This is a genomic window from Pseudomonas sp. MWU349 (genome assembly GCF_017947325.1).
GTDB lineage: Bacteria > Pseudomonadota > Gammaproteobacteria > Pseudomonadales > Pseudomonadaceae > Aquipseudomonas > Aquipseudomonas protegens.
In genome coordinates this window covers 95,218-112,753 of record NZ_JAFEVP010000007.1, presented here as the reverse complement: position 1 = coordinate 112,753, position 17,536 = coordinate 95,218, and the positions used below count along the sequence as shown (strand labels likewise).

General features: G+C 62.0%; 18 protein-coding genes. 14 read left to right on the top strand and 4 right to left on the bottom strand.

The annotated features are described in order from the left end of the window. The first annotated feature begins 101 nt into the window (after window positions 1–101). From KCG88_RS26170 to KCG88_RS26165, 3 genes are all read left to right on the top strand, one after another. The gene (locus tag KCG88_RS26170) at window positions 102–1,430 is read left to right on the top strand and encodes an MFS transporter (protein WP_210713447.1); all 1,329 of its coding nucleotides are present in this window, start codon (window positions 102–104) and stop codon (window positions 1,428–1,430) included. An 87-nt stretch (window positions 1,431–1,517) separates the two neighbouring features. Beyond that, the gene (locus KCG88_RS31030; protein ID WP_246882839.1) at window positions 1,518–1,667 is read left to right on the top strand and encodes a hypothetical protein; all 150 of its coding nucleotides are present in this window, start codon (window positions 1,518–1,520) and stop codon (window positions 1,665–1,667) included. Further along, window positions 1,668–2,315, top strand: coding sequence for a nucleotidyltransferase domain-containing protein (locus KCG88_RS26165; RefSeq protein ID WP_246882838.1), 648 nt, complete (start codon window positions 1,668–1,670; stop codon window positions 2,313–2,315). It abuts the gene before it with no gap. Between the two features lie 116 nt (window positions 2,316–2,431). Here the strand turns inward: KCG88_RS26165 and KCG88_RS26160 are convergent, their stop codons facing one another. After that, a complete protein-coding gene (locus KCG88_RS26160) occupies window positions 2,432–3,214 on the bottom strand; it encodes a DeoR/GlpR family DNA-binding transcription regulator (protein ID WP_210713446.1) in 783 nt (260 codons plus the stop codon). Between the two features lie 317 nt (window positions 3,215–3,531). Between KCG88_RS26160 and KCG88_RS26155 the strand changes: the two genes are divergently transcribed. The 6 genes from KCG88_RS26155 (at window position 3,532) to KCG88_RS26130 (ending at window position 9,530) form a co-directional block, all read left to right on the top strand. After that, complete coding sequence (locus KCG88_RS26155) at window positions 3,532–4,095, top strand: fimbrial protein (protein WP_047336420.1); 564 nt, start codon at window positions 3,532–3,534, stop codon at window positions 4,093–4,095. A 355-nt stretch (window positions 4,096–4,450) separates the two neighbouring features. Further along, the gene (locus tag KCG88_RS26150) at window positions 4,451–6,832 is read left to right on the top strand and encodes a fimbria/pilus outer membrane usher protein (RefSeq protein WP_210713445.1); all 2,382 of its coding nucleotides are present in this window, start codon (window positions 4,451–4,453) and stop codon (window positions 6,830–6,832) included. Between the two features lie 14 nt (window positions 6,833–6,846). Next, window positions 6,847–7,584 carry a fimbria/pilus periplasmic chaperone gene (locus KCG88_RS26145; RefSeq protein ID WP_042941188.1) on the top strand — a complete coding sequence of 246 codons (738 nt, stop codon included), beginning with the start codon at window positions 6,847–6,849 and terminating at the stop codon, window positions 7,582–7,584. A gap of 83 nt (window positions 7,585–7,667) precedes the next feature. Continuing rightward, window positions 7,668–8,180, top strand: coding sequence for a fimbrial protein (locus tag KCG88_RS26140; protein WP_210713444.1), 513 nt, complete (start codon window positions 7,668–7,670; stop codon window positions 8,178–8,180). Then, window positions 8,177–8,680: a fimbrial protein gene (locus KCG88_RS26135; RefSeq protein WP_210713443.1), complete on the top strand. Its 504-nt coding sequence runs from the start codon at window positions 8,177–8,179 to the stop codon at window positions 8,678–8,680. The genes KCG88_RS26140 and KCG88_RS26135 overlap by 4 nt, the downstream gene beginning before the upstream one ends. A 19-nt stretch (window positions 8,681–8,699) precedes the next feature. Then, entirely contained in the window at window positions 8,700–9,530 is an 831-nt protein-coding gene (locus tag KCG88_RS26130; protein WP_210713442.1) for a hypothetical protein, read from the top strand. A gap of 17 nt (window positions 9,531–9,547) precedes the next feature. Here the strand turns inward: KCG88_RS26130 and KCG88_RS26125 are convergent, their stop codons facing one another. Together KCG88_RS26125 and mqo are read right to left on the bottom strand one after the other, a co-directional pair. Continuing rightward, window positions 9,548–10,270 (bottom strand): GNAT family N-acetyltransferase, encoded by a 723-nt coding sequence (locus KCG88_RS26125; protein WP_210713441.1) that lies wholly within the window; start codon window positions 10,268–10,270, stop codon window positions 9,548–9,550. Window positions 10,271–10,525: 255 nt separating this feature from the next. After that, on the bottom strand, window positions 10,526–12,163 hold the full coding sequence (gene mqo, locus KCG88_RS26120) for a malate dehydrogenase (quinone) (protein WP_047285888.1): 1,638 nt from the start codon (window positions 12,161–12,163) through the stop codon (window positions 10,526–10,528). Window positions 12,164–12,882: 719 nt separating this feature from the next. On the opposite strand from mqo, the gene KCG88_RS26115 reads away from it, so the two are divergent. Both KCG88_RS26115 and KCG88_RS26110 read left to right on the top strand, forming a co-directional pair. Continuing rightward, window positions 12,883–13,470 carry a hypothetical protein gene (locus KCG88_RS26115; RefSeq protein WP_241774722.1) on the top strand — a complete coding sequence of 196 codons (588 nt, stop codon included), beginning with the start codon at window positions 12,883–12,885 and terminating at the stop codon, window positions 13,468–13,470. Between the two features lie 104 nt (window positions 13,471–13,574). Continuing rightward, a complete protein-coding gene (locus tag KCG88_RS26110) occupies window positions 13,575–14,069 on the top strand; it encodes a PaaI family thioesterase (RefSeq protein ID WP_011060723.1) in 495 nt (164 codons plus the stop codon). A gap of 27 nt (window positions 14,070–14,096) precedes the next feature. Here the strand turns inward: KCG88_RS26110 and KCG88_RS26105 are convergent, their stop codons facing one another. Continuing rightward, window positions 14,097–14,552, bottom strand: a complete 456-nt coding sequence (locus KCG88_RS26105) for a tautomerase (RefSeq protein WP_210713440.1) — start codon at window positions 14,550–14,552, stop codon at window positions 14,097–14,099. A 98-nt stretch (window positions 14,553–14,650) separates the two neighbouring features. On the opposite strand from KCG88_RS26105, the gene KCG88_RS26100 reads away from it, so the two are divergent. The 3 genes from KCG88_RS26100 (at window position 14,651) to KCG88_RS26090 (ending at window position 17,331) form a co-directional block, all read left to right on the top strand. Further along, window positions 14,651–15,610 (top strand): helix-turn-helix domain-containing protein, encoded by a 960-nt coding sequence (locus KCG88_RS26100; protein WP_210713439.1) that lies wholly within the window; start codon window positions 14,651–14,653, stop codon window positions 15,608–15,610. Window positions 15,611–15,689: 79 nt separating this feature from the next. After that, on the top strand, window positions 15,690–16,385 hold the full coding sequence (locus tag KCG88_RS26095) for a hypothetical protein (protein ID WP_210713438.1): 696 nt from the start codon (window positions 15,690–15,692) through the stop codon (window positions 16,383–16,385). A 100-nt stretch (window positions 16,386–16,485) separates the two neighbouring features. Beyond that, a complete protein-coding gene (locus KCG88_RS26090; RefSeq protein ID WP_210713547.1) occupies window positions 16,486–17,331 on the top strand; it encodes a CAP domain-containing protein in 846 nt (281 codons plus the stop codon). Window positions 17,332–17,536: the final 205 nt, after the last annotated feature.

Genomic DNA, 17,536 nt, shown 5'->3' with positions numbered 1-17,536 from the left:
GCCAAGCGGGCCGCGTGTCGCCGCAATACCCCTTAGGGCGCGTCGCGCAAGGCTCGCGTCAACTCGACAATAAATACAATGATTCATGAGGATGTACGGATATGACCGCAGTTGAAACCAGCAGTACTGCAGCGGAAACCCCACAACAAACCCGGAAACGCCTGCGCAAGGTCGCGGCGGCCACCATCTTCGGCTCGATGCTGGAGTGGTATGACTTCTACCTCTACGCCACCATGGCGGCCATCGTCTTCTCGAAGATCTTCTTCGATAACAGCAACCCGAAGAGCGCCACCCTGATGGCCTTCTCGACCTTTGCCATCGGCTTTATCGCCCGCCCCTTCGGCGGCATCCTGTTCGGCTACTTGGGGGACAAGTTCGGCCGCAAGCAGGTGCTGGTGCTGACCTTCTGCCTGATGGGCGTGTGCACCGCGCTGATCGGCCTGATCCCCAGCTATGCGTCAATCGGCATCTGGGCGCCGATCCTGCTGGTAGCAATCCGCATCATCCAGGGCCTGGGCGCCGGCGCCGAACTGTCCGGCGCGGCGGTCACCTCCTATGAGCACGCCAGCGAAGGCAAGCGCGGCAGCCAGGGCGCCTGGCCGGCACTGGGGCTGAACCTGGGCCTGCTGCTGTCGTCGCTGACCGTGTACCTGCTGACCATCAACGGCAACGAGTTCCTGCTGGCCGGCGGCTGGCGTATCCCGTTCGTCTGCAGCATCGTCCTGGTGGGCATCGGCCTGTGGGTGCGCAACAGTATTCCGGAAACCCCAGAGTTCAAGGAACTGAGCAAGGAAAGCCAGAAAGCCAAGGCCTCGCCGCTCAAGGCGCTGTTCAAGAACGACCTCAAGGGCCTGGCCGTGGTGTTCTTCGTGGCGGTGGGCTACAACGCCCTGAGCTACATCTTCAAGACCTTCTCCCTGGCCTACCTGACCCAGTACAAGAACGTCGATGTGCACGTCACTTCGCTGTCGGTTACCATCGCCAGCCTGATCGCCATCGTCGCCGTGCCGTTCTTCGGCTGGCTCTGCGACAAGTGGAGCAGCAAGACCGTGCTGATCCTCGGCGGGCTGTTCTCGGTGCTGTTCGCCTACCCCTTCCTGGCCCTGCTCAACACCGGTGAGAGCCTGATGATCTACATCGCCATCGGTGTCGGCACCGGCATCCTGGCGCCGATGATGTTCGCCCCACAGGGCTCCTTCCTCAGCCGCCAGTTCCCCACCGCGACCCGCTCCTCGGGTTTCGGCACCGGGCGCGAGATCGGCACCGCCATCGCCGGTGGCCTGGCGCCGCTGGGCGCTCTGTCCCTGGTGACGGCCTCGGCCACCCACTCCACCGACGGCGTGGTGATCATTCTCGCCGTCGCCGCGGTGCTGGTGGTGGTGTTCGCCTTCCTCGACCAGGGCCGCAAGCACTCGGCCTTCAAGAACTGAGGCTGGCCCCGACCCTGCCCGGGCCGCTCCAACGGCCCGGGCAGACTTTGCTAAGGTGGCCGCTGAACCCGTATCGCAGGCCACCCCATGTCACCCGATAGCGCATTCGGCGTCGATGCCGACGGCTTGATCGCCCTTGCTGCCGAACCACCCCTGCAGCCCGAGTACCGAGCCCTGCTCGACGAGCTGTGCGCCGCCCTCACCGTTCCCGCCAGCCCGCCGCTGCATAGCCTGTAGTTGTACGGCAGTGTCGCCCGTGGCGCCGCCCGGCCTGGAGCGTCCGACCTGGACCTGTGCCTGATCCTGCAAGATCCCGCCGGCCCGGCCGCGTGCCTGCATCTGGAAAACCTGCGCCAGGCCCTGCAAGCGCGCCACCCGCTGGTGTCGAAGATCGATTTCGATATCGGCGACCTCAACCAGGTACTGGAAACGCAGAACCTCGACAGCTGGGGCTATTGGCTCAAGCACCATTGCCGCTGCCTGTGGGGCGAAGACCTGCGCTCGCGCTTTGCACCTTTCAGGCCCAGCCGGGAGATTGCCCTGGCGGTGAACGGCGACTTTCTCGCAGTGCTGTACGACTACGCCGAGCGCATCGACCGCGAACAGATGCCCACCGACGTTCTCCGGCTGCAACGGCAGGCCTCGCGCAAACTTGTTCGTGCCACCAACCTGCTGCGCCGGGAGCAGGAGCCGAGCTGGCCCCAGAGCCTGGATGAGCACGTGCGGCTGTTTGTGCAGCACTACCCGGAAATGGCAGGCCCCATCGACGAGTTCCGCCAGACCGCCGAGGCAACGGCCCCCGCCGGCGCCGGTTTCAGCGACCGCTTGCGGCAGATGGCGCAGTGGATGAGCCAGGCACTGGCCCCGCCGCCATCCAGGAATTGACCCATGCAATTGCACCGCACCCGGCCACGGCTGCATCAAGGGTTCGATACGGCTCAACCCCGCGAGGCGCTGCCCCATCTACTGCAAGCGGCGCCGGAACGGGGGTCGCTGCCGGATCAGACCTGCAGCACCTCGATCCCCAACTGCCGATAACCTTCGATGTCCACACCCGGCGCCTCCAGCTCGGTCACCAGCCGATGCAGGCGGTTGCATGGCACCACGACGAAGGGCTCCATGGCCCCGAGCTTGTCGGCGGTGGTCACGGCGATGACCTCGCTGGCACTGTCGAACATTGCCTGCTTGATCGGCACCTCGTCGAAATGCAGGGAGCTGATGCCGATCTCCGGGTGGATCGCGCAGACCCCGGTGAACATCAGGTCGGCCTTGATCCCCTGAATCATGCGCAGTGCTTCATGGCCGCTGGCGGACAGGGTTGCCGGGTTGAGCTGGCCACCGGCGAGAATCACCCTGACCTTGGGGTATTCGGCCAGGGCCACGGCAATCATCGGCGAGGCGGTGACCGCGGTCAGGCTGATGCCCGCCGGCAGCGACTGGGCGATGTGCAGGGTGGTGGAGCCGGAATCGAACAGCACCGTCTGGCCGTCCTGCACCCATTGCACGGCATATTGCGCCAGGCGCAGTTTCGCCTCATTGGTTTCGCCGACCCGGGTGAAATAGTCCTTGCCGCTGTCCTTGGGCCGCGGCAGCGCGCCACCATGGACCCTCTGCACCAGCCCGGCGGCATCCAGCTCCGCCAGGTCGCGGCGGATGGTGTCTTCGGACACCGCAAAATGCCGGGTCAGTTCGGCGGCCATGACCTTGCCGTCGCGCTCCAGCAGTAGAAGGATTTTCTGACGGCGTACCGAAGGGAGTTCGGCGTAATGATGCTGCTCTTGCATGTTAATGCCTGCTTTTGCATTTTTTTGCGAGATTAGCCAGGTCCGGGGGCAAGCACAAGTCATCCCCCGGCCGGAACAGTAGTCTGAATGCACCCACTGGCCCCCTCTAAAAACATATCCAGATACATTCAGTGACGTTGAAGTTACGCCTCACAAACTACTTACCATCTTGTAGGAAAGGTCCTACCCGTCCGTGGGCACGGCCCTCTTAGAAGTCACTCAGTAACTCCTTAATATCAAACCCATGCGCTACCCACCTATTTAAAGGATGTTGTTATACAGCGCATGGTTTCTCTGTTTTCGATTAAGGATGAAAAATGAACTTCAAGAAAGCGCCTCTGGCAATCTTCGCAGCACTGGTACTCGGCAGTGGCTCGGCTTATGCGGTCGACGATCCTGTAACTCCGCCTGCTACCAGCAGTGCCGGTGGCAGCGGCAAAGTAAACTTCATCGGTAGCATTATCGATTCCCCCTGCTCTCTGGATGCCAAGAGCAAGGACCAAACTGTTCGTATGGATGAAGTATCCAACAAGGTACTGGCCAACAATGGCGAGTCCTCCATTCAGAGCTTCAACATCGAACTTCGTCAGTGCGATATCAGCAAAATGAAGAAGGTCAAGGTCACCTTCGGTGGCGACGCCGACCTCACCGACAATACCCTGCTGGGTATCGCCGGTTCGGCCAAGGGCGCAGGCATTGCCCTGACCAACGGCTCCGGGGCCCAGGTCAAGCTGGGTGAAGCTTCCGTTGCCCGTGACCTGCTGGTGGGCGACAACACCCTGGCGTTCGGCGCCTTCCTGCGTGGCACGACAGCCAAGGATGTAGCGGTCACCCCAGGTGAGTTCACCGCCACGGCCAACTTCATGTTGTCTTACGAATAACCGAACCCCGGAAGCATTCTAATGCTTCCGGACTTGAATATTCGAAAATACCGAGACTTCAATGTCTCGGTATTTAAAAAATAGCAACTCCATACCCAACTAAAAAATTCCGACCAACTGTAATAGCAACACTAAAACCCCCACAAGACATCAACGGCGCACAGTGCCTTGAAAGTTATCCCCAGAAACATCGGAGTTCCAACACAAGCTCCACCCCGTTTTTTATGCCATCGACTGAATTAACAGCCGATAACAAGCCATTTTCTTCAGTATTCAAACTATGACCGCAGGGAAGATCACTCTATCAATAGGGGTGCTAGTCAGTTCGCTGGGCTGGCCATTGGTCTCAATGGCCGTGGACTTCAACCTCGACGTCATGGATGTGGACGAACGCAGCAGCATCGATCTCAGCCGTTTCAAAACAGCGCATTACGTCATGCCCGGCCAATACCTGATGGGTATTCAGATCAATGATCGCAAACTGCCCGAACGCAGCCTGAACTTCTATGCCGTGGACCCGCAAGCCTCTACCACCCGCGTCTGCATCCCCATGGACCAGGCTGCCAGCCTTGGCCTCAAGGAAGACGTCCTGAACCGGCTGGCCAGTTGGCACGAGTCGCAAAACTGTGCGGATCTGGAAAGCATCCAGGGGCTGCGACTGGTCCCGGACATGGAACAGGGCGTGCTGCGTCTCAGCGTGCCCCAGGCCTGGATGGAGTATCGCGATCCTAACTGGAGCCCCATCAGTGAATGGGATGAAGGCGTTTCCGGGCTCCTGCTGGACTACAGCCTCAATACCTCCGTGAACCGCTACGCTAGCTCCGGCAGCACCCGGCAGATCAGCGGCAACGGCACCCTGGGGGCAAACCTGGGCGCCTGGCGTCTGCGCGGGGATTTCCAGGGCAGTCGCTACCAGACCCACGCCTACAGCCGCCAGGATTTTTCCTGGAGCAGCTTTTACGCCTTTCGTCCTCTGCCGCGGCAAGGGGCAAAGCTGCTGGTGGGCGAAGTCAGCCTGAACTCCAAGCTGTTCGACTCCTTTCGCTATCGGGGCATCAACCTGGCTACCGATGACCAGATGCTGCCCCCCAGCCTGCGCGGCTATGCCCCGGAAGTGGTAGGCGTGGCCAAGGGCAACGCGCGGGTCACGGTGCGCCAGGACGAGCGCGTGCTGTATGAAACCACCGTGCCGCCAGGGCCCTTTCGCATTCGCGACATCAACAGCGCGGTCAGCGGCAAGCTGGACATCGAGATCCGCGAAGATGACGGCAGCACCCAGAGCTACCAGATGGAAACCGCCAACGTGCCCTACCTGAGCCGGCCAGGGTACATGCGCTACAACCTGACACTGGGCCGACCGACCAGCTATGACCGGGAAGACACAGGCCCGACCTTCGCCACTGGCGAGATGTCCTGGGGCCTGAACAGCGACTGGTCGTTGTTCGGTGGCAGCCTAGTGACCTCTGGCTATACCGCGCTCGCCGGCGGCATCGGGCGCAACCTTCACCAATTCGGCGTGGTGTCCCTGGACGTCACCCATACCCGTGCCGACGTCCCCGTGGAAGGGCAACTGCGTGGCAATTCCCTGCGCCTGAACTACGCCAAGCGCTTCGATGAATACGACAGCGAAATCAACTTTGCCGGCTATCGCTTCTCCCAGCGCAACTTCATGACCATGAACGACTTCATCAACGCGCGAAACCTTGAGCGCTACCAAAGCAACAGCAAGACCGCCTACACGATCCTGGCCAACAAATCGTTCCGCGATCTGGGCTTCAGCGCCCACCTGTCCTACACCCATGAAGACTACTGGGACCGCACGGCCACGGACTACATCAGCGCCAACCTGAGTCGCTACTTCGACGTGGGCCGCTTCAAGGGGCTGGCCATGACCCTGTCCCTGACCCAGACCCGCAACGTCTCGGAAACCGACAACAGCCTGTCGCTCTCCCTCACCCTGCCCTTCGGCGATGGCCAGCGCATCGGCTACGACGCCTACGCCAACGACACCGGAGTGCGACATGCGGCCAGCTATTCAAACTACCAACCGGACCGCAACTACATGATCCGCGCCAGCACCGGGCTCGACAGCGACGGAGTGCAAGGCTACTACAGCCAGCAGACCGCCAGCGCCGACTACAGCCTCAATGGCAGCTATCAGAATGACGGCAGCCAGAGCATCGGCCTGTCCGTGCAAGGTGGCGCCACCGTCACGGCCATGGGCGCCGCCCTGCACCCACCGACCTACAACGGCGGCACGCGGATCATGCTCGACACCGATGGCGTGGCCGGGGTGCCCCTGCAAAACGGCGAAACCCGCACCAACGCCATGGGCGTGGCGGTGCTGCCCGCCTTCACCAGCTACGCCCGCACCGATGTACAGATCGACCTCAATCGCCTGCCCGACGACATGGATGCGAGCAAATCGGTAACCGACGCCACCTTGACCGAAGGCGCCATCGGCTACCGCAAACTGACCGTCATCCAGGGCAGCAAGGCCCTGGTCACCCTGAAACTGGAAGACGGCTCCTACCCGCCGTTTGGCGCCAGCCTGCGGGACGCCTCCGGGCGCGAAGTGGCAATTGTCGCTGACAGCGGGTTCGCCTATCTGACCGGTATCAAAGCCGATTCAGCGTTCCAGGTGTTCTGGGGCAATGGCAAAAGCTGCAACGTCGCCCTGCCCGCCAACCTGCAGTCCGAGCAGCGCCAAACCTTGCTCTGCACAACCCGATTCTGACCCGAGGCCCCCTTATGCTTCTCCATTCCCGTTTCTTGAAACACCTGACCGTCATGGGCTGCCTGCTCCTCCCCGGAGTTGCCCCGCAAGCCGCCATTTCCCTGGACCGTACCCGAGTGATTTTCGACGGTGAAAACAAGTCACTGAGCATCCGCATCCGTAACGACAACAAAGAAATGCCCTACCTGGCGCAGTCGTGGATCGAGAATGATCAACAACAGAAAGTAACCGGCCCGTTGATTGTCCTGCCGCCTTTGCAACGGCTGGAACCGATGTCGGGTGGCCAGATAAAGCTGTTGAAGTCCGCAGAAGTCGAGCAACTGCCAAAAGACCGCGAGTCGCTGTTCTATTTCAACTTGCGCGAGGTTCCGCCGCGCGCGGAAACCGAAAACACCATGCAGATCGCGCTGCAGACAAAAATCAAACTCTTCTACCGCCCGCAGGGCATTACCCCGGAACGAGGGGTTATCTGGCAGGAGAAGTTGAGGCTGAAAAAAGCCGGGCAGGGTTTCAACGTCGAGAACCCTACGCCTTACTACATCACCATCAATGACCTGAAGGACCTCTCGGACAAACGCAGCGAGACGGATTTCAGCCCCGTGATGCTGGCGCCCTTCTCAGCCCGGGACATCCATCCCGACAAGGGCCAGATCACACAACCGGTGCTCACCTACATCAATGACTACGGTGGTTACCATCAACTTGCCTACCGCTGCGATCAAAGCGCGTGCCAGTTCAAAAAAACCGACTGACAGCACCTGATGCGCCAGATCAATAGATTGTTAATCCACAGTACTCGCCCTTCGGGTCGGGACTTCGGCCAGCAGGTGGCTCAATGAACAACATACTGATGGGATGCTTCGCACTGGGTGCAGTATTGCTGCCAGCCGGTTTTACCGGCGCTGACGAAATACGCCTGAACTTTTCCGGAAACCTGATTGTTCCCTCCTGCGAACTGACCGTGGAGAACCCGGAACAGATGGTCAAGTTCGATGGCTACAGCAAGAAAGAGTTGATGAGCAGCGGCAAGAGTACCGGGGTGCCGTTCTACATCAGGATTAAAACCTGCGCCCAGGCCAACAAGATCAACCTCACCTTCAAAGGGCAGGAGGAGCCGCTGCTCAGCGGCGCGCTGGCGATCACCGGGGCTGCCTCGGGAATCGCCGTGGGCCTGGAAACCTCGGCGGACCACCCCATCAGGATCAACAGCGACACCTTGAGCTACAACCTTTCCGAAGCGTCCCGGGAGGAACTGGCCTTCAAGGCCTACCTGCTCAAGATCAAGGATAAAACCATCGAAGGCGGCAACTTTTCCGCCGTCGCCAATTTCGAGCTGGCCTACCCATGAACCTGGCTAACCACCTCAAGACCCTCGGCGCGCGGACTCTGGCGCTGGCCCTGGCCCTGGTGTGCGGCACCTGCCTGGCGGGAACCTATAACGCGACGGCGAACATCTCCGGAAGCATTACCCAACCCGGTTGCAAGTTCAGCCTGGGCAACTCGCTGGATGTAAGGTTCGGTGATATCGACGTCACCAAAATCGCCGCCGAGCACTACAGCGTCCCCATTGAACTGGACATCGACTGCGGTGCCGGGCCCTCCTCGATCGTGTTGAAGTTGACCGGTGTTTCCGGCTACAGCCCGGACGTTATCCAGACCGATGTGCAAGGCCTGGGCATCAAGTTGACCAGTCAACGATTGGGGACGGTCTGGCAAGCCAACACCAGCTTTCGCACCACCACCACAAACAACAACCATATCAACGCGACCTTGACCGCACTTCCCGGCACGCAATTTCAAACGGGCGCGTTTTCAGCCAACGTGAGTATTTCGGCAGATTATGACTAGCTCAAATATGGACGACAGCATGTTTACCGATACTCCCCCAATACTGCGAAGTCCTTATATGAAGTTTTTAATCGGTACTGTTTTGCTGTTGCTGACGTTTCCCGCAATGGGCGGGTTATTGGTAGAATACAATGAAAGTAACGACACCTACCGCTTTGTTGGAGACATGGACGCTATTGCCGTCAGCAACCAGTCCAAACTACTCTTACCCAGCGGCCTGTTTGAGTGGCCCACAAAGAACGGCATCTGGGTTTTCGTGAGCTACGGCGCGAGATTCTCGCAACCGCCCATCTATGCAGCCCCCAACCTGAGCCCGACTGACAATCCCAAGACTGTCCTCAACCAAGTAGCCTCAAGTCAATTATCCACGGGTATCCCTATATTCTGGGGATGGGATGGCAAGACCCTGCTGGCTTTGCTGATCTGCGACTACAAAACCAATGACCCCATGATGCGCTGCAAAATGGCCAGCTCGGCCAAAGGCGAGATCCCGCCTCCAAAGCCCGCGGAGCCGACCACAAACTGCAGTATTGCCGGTAGCATCGACCTGCACCACGGCAACCTGAGCCTGGAAGCCGTCAATACCAACAGGGCCTACACCACGGCCTACGTCACCTGCAGCCGCAGCGCCACGGTGTCCATCGCCATCGAAGGGATGGTCAAGCTCAATGGCGTGGAAGGCCTGTACTCACAGTTGTCGGTGGGCGGCATGGCTGTTGGCAAAGACTATAGTTTCACCGCCGACAGCAGTTACACGCCGGTACTGTTCGAGTCAGTCCTGAGGAGCAGTGGCACCGTGACCCCGGGCAACTTCAGCGGCAGTGCCCGGGTGGTACTGACCTTCCCTTGAGCCCTGGCACAACCGGCTCAAATCAAGCGAGGCGCCCGCTGAGTATTGGACAGGGCCGCTTCCCCTAGGCGCTCGCGCACCAGCGCCTGGGCCTGGCGGGTCATCTGGTCCAGTTGCCGGTCGCGCTTTTTCTCCGCCTCCAGCATGGCCTTGCGCCCGTGCTGGGCCAGCAGGTAGGTGTGGATCTGCCGCACTTCCACCGACTGGTAGATCGGTGCCACATCCAGCACCGCCAGCAGGCCGTCGCTGCCGTGGCCCCGGGTGTTCATCAGCACCTGCGGGCCGCGGGCGCCCAGCAGCTGGAAACCCAGGGCCTCGAAACACCCCACCTTGGCCACGTTGCAGGCGAGTTCCGCATGGGGGTAACGCGCCAGCATGGCTTGCAGCATCTGCCGGGCAATGCCCTGGCGCCGATGACCTTGCCGCACCGCCATATAGGCCACGGCGCAGGCCTGGGGATCGTCCTTGACCGGCAGGTACAGGGTGAAACCCAGCACCTGGTCCGGGGCCTGCGGGTCGGTGGCCAGCACCAGCTCCACCGCGATCCCACGGGAACCGTCCATGGCTTGCAGGTACAGATGCACTTCATAGCCAACGCCGTACTGGTACAGGTTGTACAGCGGGTTGCTCGGGGCGATGGCCACCGCGCTGACGTCGGTGATGTAGTCCACCACCATCTGCTGGATCTGGCTCTGGATGGCTTCGGGCGGCGGGGCTTGGAACAGGGTGATGCTGGACATCGAGGCGGTGACTCCGAGGGTTGGGGCATGCCCGGCTAAGGCGGGCGCGCCATGATAACCCGGCGCGGGTAACACAGGCGCACAACCAGGCAACGCATCGGGTGCGTGCATCGGCGCAAAAGCGCGAATGGGATCGGGAGCAAGAGACTGGCGGGCTGCGGCTATGGCGGGGCCATGGCCGCAACCGGCACAGGAGGCGGATGCACCAGGGCATCCGCGGTGCCCCGCCCGACGAACGCGGGCGGGGCCGAGGGCTTACAGCGCCATGTCGGCCGCTGGGTTGCTCTCTGGCTTGGCCAGGCTGGCCGGAGCTTGAGGCGCCGCGCCCTTGACCGGCGGTGGCGGGGTCAGTTGCAGCACTTCAGCGGTGTAGGCCCATTCTTTGGCCACACGCTCAGGGCTGTCGTTCAGGGCCGTACCGTAGCTCGGCACGATCTGCTTGAGCTTCTCCTGCCAGGCCGGGGTCGCGACCTGGTCCTTGAAGACTTTCTGCAGCACGCTGAGCATGATCGGCGCGGCGGTCGAAGCACCTGGGGACGCGCCCAGCAGGCCGGCGATGCTGCCGTCTTCGGAGGCCACGATCTCGGTGCCCAGTTTCAGCACGCCGCCCTTCTCTTCGTCGCGCTTGATGATCTGCACGCGCTGGCCGGCCTGCCACAGGCGCCAGTCTTCCTGCTTGGCGTTGGGGAAGTATTCCTTCAGCGCGGCGAAGCGGTCGTCATCCGACAGCATCAGTTGGCCGGCCAGGTATTCCACCAGCGGGTACTGCTCGATGCCCACCTTGGTCATCGGCCAGAAGTTGTGGGTGGTGGTGCTGGTCAGCAGGTCGAAGTACGAACCTTCCTTGAGGAACTTGGTGGAGAAGGTAGCGAATGGGCCAAACAGGATCACCCGCTTGCCGTCCAGCACACGAGTGTCCAGGTGCGGAACCGACATCGGTGGCGCGCCGACCGAAGCCTTGCCGTAGGCCTTGGCCAGGTGCTGCTCGGCCACGCTGGCGTTGTCGGTCACCAGGAACGAGCCACCCACCGGGAAGCCGGCGTATTCGTTGGCTTCAGGAATGCCCGACTTCTGCAGCAGGTGCAGGGCACCGCCGCCGGCGCCGATGAACACGAACTTGGCGTCGGTCTCGGTTTTCGAACCGTCCTTGAGGTTCTTGTAGGTCACGCGCCACGAGCCGTCTTTATTGCGCTCGATGTCCTGCACTTCGCTGGACAGTTTCAGCGCGAAGTTGGGCTGGGCCTGCAGGTGGGCAACGAACTGGCGAGTGATCTCGCCGAAGTTGACGTCGGTGCCGATCGGGCTCCAGGTCGCAGCGATCTTCTGCGCCGGGTCACGACCTTCCATCATCAGTGGAACCCACTTCTTGATCTGCTCGGCGTCTTCGGAGTACTGCATGCCGCTGAACAGCGGGCTGGCCTGCAGGGCCTCGTAGCGGGCCTTGAGGAACTTGATGTTGTCATCGCCCCAGACAAAGCTCATGTGCGGGGTGGAGTTGATGAACGAACGTGGGTTCTTCAGGACGCCGTTCTTGACCTGCCAGGACCAGAACTGCCGGGAAATCTGGAACGCTTCGTTGATCTCGATGGCCTTGGCGATCTCGATCTTGCCGTCCTTGCCTTCCGGCGTGTAGTTCAGCTCGGCCAAAGCGGAGTGGCCGGTACCGGCGTTGTTCCAGCCGTTGGAGCTTTCTTCTGCGACGCCGTCCAGGCGCTCGACCATCTCCATCGACCAATCCGGCTGCAGCTCATTGAGCCAGACCCCGAGGGTCGAACTCATGATGCCGCCACCGATCAGCAGCACATCCACTTTCTTCGGCTCAGCCGCGTGCGCGGTCGTGAGGCCTATCGACATCGCCAGCCCGATCAGGGCCGTGTTCACTTTCTTAAACATTCTGAGTACCTACGATAGAACGCCATCCGCCGCCCCATCCTCGATCCTGCGTACTCCGGTGATTGCGAAACAGTCATTTCGCAGGTCCTGGACCAACACATTCAAAAGAACTGGAGGGTGGGCACACAAGGCCGACGAGACAGGCTCGACCTCAGTTTTATATCGCTCCGGCGCTGACTTCTTGTCGTTCTTGGCTTCAGCTACTTGAGTGACAGTGTTTCTCAGGGCACGTCACGGGACGCAACCAACAGGCAGTTTCCCCCGGCTCGACCTTGCGCGCCGCAAACTGCCGGACGAACAAGAATGACGCCCGCAACTGCGGGGGCCAACAGGAAATTAGGGGTCGGGTTCAACCAAAGAGGTAAACGAACACTGCCTGGCATTACATTCGGCGGGGTCGTGCAGACACTCCCACAGCCTTGCAAGGGACCCGAACAGGCCACTTGAAGCTAAGCACGGGTAAGGTATTTCTGCACAAACGATGAACCGATTCAGCGCAAGAATATCATTACGGCATCAGCCTGTCTTGGCCGGAGCCACGAGCCGCCCGCCCGGGAAAACCTCGACGCAGTACGACACCTGCCGCAATCAATGCGTCACAACGACGCTGGCCGCCCCTCATTCAAAGCGGCAAATGCACCTTCGCCAACAGGCGACCTTGATGCATGATGGCACCGCGCCACAACACCACTTTCACCCATTTACTGCAAAGGACGGCCATGCAAGGTATCGACAGTGTTGCAACAGAATTCCGCGCGTTCCTGAATTCCTGGGAACAGGAGCGCCCGCACCTTCCCTCGGCCCTCAGCGTGCTCGGCAATGGTTTCGAGGGCTGGCTGAAGTTCGAATTCTATTTCTGGCTGATCCAGCACCGGGGGTTGGCCGGGCCCCGCGACGGCTGGCTCGGCGACGTGGGCGTGGAATACAAGGTGGCCCTGGACCAGCGCTGGTCCGACATGGACATACACCATAAGCAATGTGACCTGTGGATCCGCGATGCAGACAAGCGGCGCTTCCACTTCATCGAACTCAAGGCGCCCTTTGCCAACGCCAACCAAGGCAAGTTGTTCATCTCGGCATCGGACGACTACTGGTACATGACACGCCTGAAGGCCAAGGAGGAAAAGGTCGCCAGCGGCAGCGTGATCATCTTCGGCGTCGGCTTCACAGAGGATAAATGGACAAAGCATCTGAAGGCGGTCGAGGAATACACCGGCTGGGTCGAACACGCCTCCCGCGATATTGGCGAAGTACCCGGGGTCGAGAACCTGCGCTGGGCCGTGCTGACCATGCACTACCCCAGCTAGCTGCAATCCGGCCTTCGATCGTTCAGGCAAATTGGATAGGATGCTGCGCTGCAACGCCGGGAAAGCACCCGGCGCCGCGCCCCCAAGAACAACAAGGAACAACCATGCACCCGACCTCACTGCAAGACACCACCGCCCCCGAAGGCGTGTGCTTCGGCTGCGGCAGCAGCAACCATCACGGCCTGCACATCAAGAGCCACTGGCACGAGGACGGTGTGCACGTGGTGGCCGAGCACCTGCCCGACGCCAAGTACTGCGGCTGGCCGGACCTGGTCTACGGCGGCCTGATCGCCATGCTGGTGGACTGCCACTCCAACTGGACCGCCATGGCCTACCACTACCGCAACGAACAGCGCGAGCCCGGCAGCCTGCCCCGCATCGACTGCGTCACCGGCAACCTGGGCATCAAGTTCATCAAGCCCACCCCCATGGGCGTGCCCCTGACCCTGCGCGCCAGGGTCGAGGGTGAAGTAGGCCGCAAGAGCCAGGTGATCTGCGAGGTGTATGCCGGCGATGTGCTGACCGCCATTGGCGATTCGGTCTTCGTGCGGGTCGATACCAGCCAGCTCGCGGCAGCGGCCCACGGTAGAGACGCCTGAGCCGAGGGCCTGGGAAGGCGCTCGGAACTATCGCCCATGTAGGTGGGACAGGTGCCGATAGCCCGCCGCTCGGGCAAAATCCGCCAGTTGCCACAACGAACCGTTGGCCCCCCAGGTGCCATCAGCCACGTCATCCAGCAGGATCGAGCTCATCAGCAGTCGCGGATCGTCCTCTGCCAGACAGGCGGCCAGCGCCTGATGCAAGCCCTCGACATAGGCCTGGCGCTGGGCAGCATCGAGCACGCCTGCCGGAACCTTGACCCGGACCATGCAAGGAACCATCTGGGCACTGGAGTCGGCACCGCCACAACTCCAGAAGCCCGGCGCCAGCTCTTCCAGCAGTACCCAGCACAACGCCCGCTGACGGGGGGCATCACCCACTTGCTCCACCCTCAGGGCCACCTGGGTAACCTCTTGCAGGACCTTGGCACGCTGCCGGGCATCGAAAGCGCCCTGGGGGATCTTGATCAGAATATTAGGCATCGGCATCACCACTTACACAGAAAAGGAGCAGCTATTGAGCCTGTGCTCATGCCTGGCCAACAGCGACCGATTCGACATCTTTCATGCATAATCCGCCAATGAACGATTTCACCGTCTTGCTCCTTCCCGGTGCCTTTGCCTCCAGCGTCGCCCTGACCCTGGACATGCTTTCCAGCGCCGCGCTGCTGGCCCCACGCCTGGGGCTCGGGGCTCCGCGTTGGCGGGTCTGTGCCTTGCAGGCTGGCCAGGTAGCCCTGGGCCAGGGCCTGCTGCTCGAGGTCGAGGCCCTGGATGCCGGGGGCGATGATCGGTCCTGCTGGATAGTCCCGGGGCTGGGCATCGACACCCCCGAGGCCATCGCCCAGCGCCTGCTGCAAGCAGACGTTGCCCCGTTGCTGGATGCGCTGCGCGATCACCTGGAACTCGGAGGCGAAGTGGCGGCATCCTGTTCCGCCGTTTTCTTGTTGCAGGCCGCCGGGCTCCTGCCCGGGCGCCGGGTTACGACCTCCTGGTGGTTGGCGCCGCTGCTGCAAGAGTGGGCCGTCGACACCAAGGTGGATCCGGACCAGATGGTTGTGGTCGACCCTCCGCTAACCACCGCCGGAGCAGCATTTGGCCAATCGGATTTGATGCTGCATCTGCTGCGCAGCCGTTTCGGCACGAGCTTGGCAGACGCGGTGGGGCAGACACTGCTGATTGATCGGCGGCAATTGCAGGCACCGTTTCGGGTACCGGCAATGATGGCCCAGGGCAGTAACCTGATCAGCCGGCTTACCGCCCATATCGAAGCCGGCTTGCCGAACCTGCCCAGCGTCGGCGAACTGGCTGCACAGTTCAGCATGTCCGAACGGACCCTGGGGCGCCAGATACGCAAGGTCACCGGCCACAGCAGCTTGCGCCTGATCCAGAATGTGCAACTGAACCGGGCGAGGGCTCTGTTGCAAGGCAGCAAATATTCGGTGGAGCATGTGGCCGAACAGGTGGGATACCAGGACGCCACGGCCCTGCGCCGGCTGATGCGCAAGTTGCTCAACGCCACTCCAAGGCAATTGCGTTGAGCCCACCACGGTCCCCAGGCACGAGGACTTTTGATACATTGCCGCTCCCTTTCTTTCGAACAGGACACCTGCCCTGACCATGGACATTCAGGAAATCCAGCGCCGCCTGGCCAAACCGGCGCTGCAATTGATTCCCGGCGGTTTTCGCCCCTCCGGCAGCGACGAGGAAAGCTGGCTGGGCCGGGTCTTTCTGTTTCGCGAGGATGAAGAGCTGCCGCGCAACAGCGCCGGGGAAACCCTGCTGCCGTTCGCCCAGCTCTATCTGCCGGCGCTGCCCTTCCACAGCCCGCTGCTGGAAGGCGTGCGGGTGCTCACGGTGTTCGTCGCCAACCCCTTTCCCGAGCCCCTGGAACCCATGGGCGAGCGCTGGCTGATCCGCGAGTACCGTGCCGAGGATGTGCTGGTGCGCAAGGACCTGACTGCCCCCGGGGCCTTTCTCAAGCCCTTCCCGCTCAAGCCCGAAGCCGTGCCCGCGGACTTCCCGCTGTGGGACGGCGGTGGCGTGCCGGAGGACCTGGAGCGGGAAATCCTCGAACTGGAAAACTCCGGGCAGATCGAGTGCTACTACGACCTGGTGAACCATTGCTACCAGCACAAGCTCGGGGGCTACCCCTCGTTCTGCCAGTCGGGAGTCGATGTCGGGGACGGCTTCGAATTCGTGATGCAGATTTCCTCCGACGCCAAGATCAACCTCAACGTGGTGCACGGCGGCAGCCTGATGTTCTGGAAACACCCCGCCAGCGGCGAATGGGCGCTGTACTTCGACTTCCATTGAGGCGCAGCGGCTAACACCGATTTCATCCAGCGGCGGATGAAATGCCCCGGCGCCGGGTGCATCATGGGCGCTGTCCAATTCCCGGGAGACTTGCATGCCCATGCGCTCACTGTTCTTGCCCGCCACAGCCCTGGCCCTGGGCTTGCTGGCGGCCACCGGCGCCGTCGCCGACGACCAGTCGCAACTGATCGAATCGATCAACGCCTACCGCAGCCAGCCGCAACGCTGCGCCAACCAGGCCTCCTCGGAGCTGCCGCCGCTGACCGGCGACCCACGGCTGATCCTGCCGGTGGACAACGTCGGTGACCTGCAGCAGGCCCTGGCCCGGGCGGCCTACCCCATGGTCAACGTGCAGGCCATCAGCCTCTCCGGCCCCCGGGATGCCCAGGCGGCGATGCAGGCGGTACGCGAAAGCTTCTGCCAGGTGGTGCTGGACCCGCAGTTCGTCGATATCGGTGTCAATCGCCAGGCCAACCAGTGGCGCATCGTGCTCGCGCGACCGCTGCTGTCCGCGCGCCTGGGGGACTGGCAGGCCGAGGGCCAGCAACTGCTCGCGCAGATCAACAGTGCCCGCGGCCAGCCCCGGCAATGCGGTGGCCAGGGTTTTGCCGCCACCGCGCCCCTGGCCTGGAACGCCACCCTGGGCACCACCGCCGAGGAACACAGCCGGGCCATGGCCAACCAGAACTACTTCGACCACAAGGACCGCGACGGCCGCACCCCGGGTGACCGCGCGGAACTGGCAGGCTATGCCGGCCAGCAGGTGGGCGAGAATATCGCCGCCGGCCAGGACACGGTGCGCAAGGTGGTGGACGGCTGGCTGGCCAGCCCCGGGCATTGCGCCAACCTGATGAACCCGGCCTACCGCGAGCTGGGCGCGGCCTACGCGGTGGACCCGAAAAGCGATGCCGGCATTTACTGGACCGCGATGTTCGGCGCGCCCTGAGCCCAGTGCCCGGGGCATGGCTGCCACGCCCTGAAGCTGCAACCGGGCACCCGCGACAACGAAGGAGCACCACTCACTCGCCCCGGCCTTTGCGGTGCGCGGCCGGTTGGCCCGCACAACCATCGGTCGGCCGTCCTCACGGTGCCCTCGGGGCTTCTATGCTTGTAGCCCTGCCTTCGGATCATTCGCTCTCCCTCACACAGGA